At 63.5% G+C, this 3,428-nt stretch carries 3 protein-coding genes; all 3 read right to left on the bottom strand.

Translation table 11 applies throughout. The annotated features are described in order from the left end of the window. Positions 1-282: 282 nt before the first annotated feature. Positions 283-1,134 carry an agmatinase gene (gene speB, locus ACY69P_RS15330; RefSeq protein ID WP_459902168.1) on the bottom strand — a complete coding sequence of 284 codons (852 nt, stop codon included), beginning with the start codon at positions 1,132-1,134 and terminating at the stop codon, positions 283-285. A 123-nt stretch (positions 1,135-1,257) separates the two neighbouring features. Beyond that, on the bottom strand, positions 1,258-2,412 hold the full coding sequence (gene nspC / locus ACY69P_RS15325; RefSeq protein ID WP_462328100.1) for a carboxynorspermidine decarboxylase: 1,155 nt from the start codon (positions 2,410-2,412) through the stop codon (positions 1,258-1,260). Then, the coding region (locus ACY69P_RS15320) for a saccharopine dehydrogenase family protein (protein WP_462328099.1) at positions 2,391-3,428 on the bottom strand (1,038 nt) is incomplete at its 5' end. The genes nspC and ACY69P_RS15320, both read right to left, overlap by 22 nt.

Below are 3,428 nucleotides of genomic sequence, written 5' to 3'. Positions count from 1 at the left end.
AATCCCGAGGTTTTCGGGCTGGAAGCCAGCCCGAAAAAAGGGGTGGGTGGCTTTTCCCTCGCGTTGGGGGAGTTGGCCGTGTGGGTGTGGCGCCGTTGTCGGGGCCTGATAGAGGCCGCGTGTCCGGAACGCATCACTGGCGTATAAATGGGATCGTTAAGGGCCCACGGCCCTTAACCCTGCGGAGCAATTTCCCCTCTCCCCGTCCGCCTCTTCTTCCCCAAAAATAAAAAGGCCGACGAATCCATCGTCGGCCTTTTCTTCTTCCAATGAACGCTCACCCTAGGGCAGCACAGCGTCGCGGTCGATGATGCCCATGATGTTGTAGACGAGCTGTGCGGCGGTGAAGTCGCAGGCGTGCATGTCGCGAATGGGGGCGAGTTCGACGACGTCGAAGCCGAGGACGCGGCGTCCGCGGATGGCCATGCGCAGCAGCTGCATGGCTTGATGCCACATGATGCCGCCGGGCACGGGGGTGCCTGTGGCGGGCATGATGGAGGTATCGAGGCCGTCCACGTCGAAGGTGACATAAATCTTATCGGGGAACCCTTCTGGCAGAAGCGCGCGGGGGAAGGGCATGGTGCCGAGTTCCCAGCCGTCAATGTGGCCTATACCCTGCTCGCGGCGGTACTCGACTTCCTCTTCGCACAGGGCGCGAACGCCAAGCTGAAAGAGGGGCAGCCCGAGGTCGGCCACGGCGCGGCGCATAACGCAGGCGTGGCTGTAGGGGGAGCCTTCGTAGCTGTCGCGCAGGTCGGCGTGGGCGTCGAACTGCACAATGCCGAAGGTGCCGTGCTCCTCGGCAAGGGCGCGCAGCGCACCGAGGGTGACGGTGTGCTCGCCGCCCAGGACGACGGGCATGCCGTTGTGGCCGCGCACGGTCTTCACGGCGTCGGCGATGCGGTCCATAACGGTCTTTGCCGCGCCGGAACACTCGACGGCGTCGTGGGTGACGATGCCGCGGCGGGCGGGCACGGAAGAGCCGTCCCACATTTCAAGCTGGTCCGAGGCCTCAAGAATGGCCTGCGGCCCGTCAACGGTCCCGCCGCCGTAGGAGACGGTCTTTTCGTAGGGAACGGGGATGATATGGAACAGGCTCTCGCCCGGAGCGGTGGGTTCCAGGTCTGTGGCCATAAAATCAGGATAAAGTCCGCTCAACGGCTCTGCTCCTTGTTTCGCTGGTCGATATGGTCGTTGGCGTTTGGGGCGGCGCAAATGAAAAAGCGCCGCCCATGCCCGCGCCTGAACGTAAATCGGTCAGGACAGGCGGGTCTTGTAGTCCTCGTACCCGAACTCGCGCACGACCTCCAGCGTCCCGTCCGCACGCCGCAGGGCGATGGAGGGCAGCTTGAGGCCGTTGAAGGTGTTGGTCTTCACCATGCTGTAGTGGGCCATATCCGTAAATATGAGCCTGTCACCGGGGCGCAGCGGGCGGTCGAAGGAGTACTCGCCTATCACGTCGCCCGCAAGGCAGGAATGCCCGGCAAGGCGGCACGTCCACGCCTTCTCCGCGGGTTGGCCGGAGCCGATGACGTCCGGACGGTACGGCATCTCCAGCACATCGGGCATATGCGCGGCGGCGGAGGCGTCGAGGATGGCAACGGGCATATCCGCGTTGATGACGTCCAGCACCGTGGCGACGAGGAATCCGGTATCCAGCGCCACGGCTTCGCCGGGTTCAAGATAGACGCCAACGCCGTAGCGCTCGCGCACGCCGTCGATGAGGCGGCACAGCAGGTCCACGTCGTAGTCCTCGCGCGTGATGTGGTGCCCGCCGCCCATGTTCAGCCACTTCATGCCGCGCAGATGCGGGCCGAATGAGGCCTCAAACGCCGCAAGGGTACGCTCCAGCGAATCCGCATTCTGCTCACACAGCGTGTGAAAATGCAGACCGGAAATGCCGTCAAGGGCGTCCGGCTCAAAATCACGCAGCCGCACGCCAAGGCGCGAGCCGGGGGAGCACGGGTCGTAGATGGGCACAGCGCCCTCGGAGTGCTCCGGATTCACGCGGATGGCGCACTCAATGCGCGCGGGCGCGGCGTCCACCAACGGCTTGAAGCGCCGGTACTGGGCAAAGGAGTTGAAGGAAATATGATCGCACAGGGTGACCAGCTCGCGCATGTCCGCTTCGGAATAGGCGGCGGCAAAGGCGTGCACCTCGCGCCCAAATGCCTCGCGGCCAAGGCGCGCCTCGTGCGGGGAACTGGCACAAACGCCATGCAGCGCGTCCCGCAACAGCGCAAACGCGCTGAACATGGCAAACCCTTTGAGGGCCAGCAGAATCTTGGCCCCTGTCCGGCGCTGGACCGTGTCCAGCACCGACAGGTTGCGGCGCAGGAGCGCCTCGTCCACCACAAAGCATGGCGTGGCGGGGACGCGCTCCAACGCGGCTAGGAGATGATCTCTTTCCATGGCAGGCCGTGTGTATTCAGCATATCCATGAACGGGTCGGGGTCGAACTCTTCCATATTGAAGACGCCCTCGCCCTTCCACTTGCCGGTCAGCATCATGGCCGCGCCAATCATGGCGGGCACGCCCGTGGTGTACGACACAGCCTGCGACTTCACCTCGCGGTAGGCGTCCTGATGGTCGCAGATATTGTACACGTAGACCTGCTTTTCCTTGCCGTCCTTCACGCCGCGCATCAGGCAGCCGATGCAGGTGCGGCCCTTGGTGTCCGGGCCGAGGGAGGCCGGGTCCGGCAGCAGCGTCTTAAGGAACTGCAACGGCACGATTTCGCAGCCGTTGTGCTCCACGGCGTCGATGCGGGTCATGCCGATGTTCTCCAGCACTTCCAGATGCTTCAGGTAGTTGTCGGAGAAGGTCATCCAGAAGCGGGCGCGACGGATGCCGCGCAGGTTCTGCACCAGCGACTCCAACTCCTCGTGGTACATGAGGTAGCACTTCTTGGGACCAATGCCCTCGGGGAAGTCGTAGGACATGGACCACGACAGCGGGTCGGTCTCCACCCATTCGCCGCGTTCCCAGTAGCGGCCGCGCGCGGTTACTTCGCGGATGTTGATTTCCGGATTGAAGTTGGTGGCAAAGTGCTTGCCGTGGTCGCCCGCGTTGCAGTCGATGATGTCCAGCTGGTGGATTTCATCGAAGTGGTGCTTCTGGGCGTGGGCGCAAAAGACGTTGGTCACGCCGGGGTCGAAGCCGCTGCCAAGCAGCGCCATCAGGCCCTTTTCGCGGAAGCGGTCCTGATAGGCCCACTGCCACTTGTATTCAAACTTGGCCTCGTCCAGCGGCTCATAGTTGGCCGTGTCGAGGTAGTGGACGCCGGTTTCAAGGCAGGCGTCCATGATATTCAGGTCCTGATACGGCAGGGCCACGTTCAACACGAGGTCCGGCTTAAAGTCGTTGATCAGCGCCACCATCTCAGGGACGTTATCCGCGTCCACCTGTGCGGTGCGGATGGGGCGGGG

It is taken from the genome of Desulfobaculum sp., from assembly GCF_054921475.1.
Note: the sequence above shows the minus strand (reverse complement) of the source record. Positions and strands in the feature narration are given on the sequence as shown.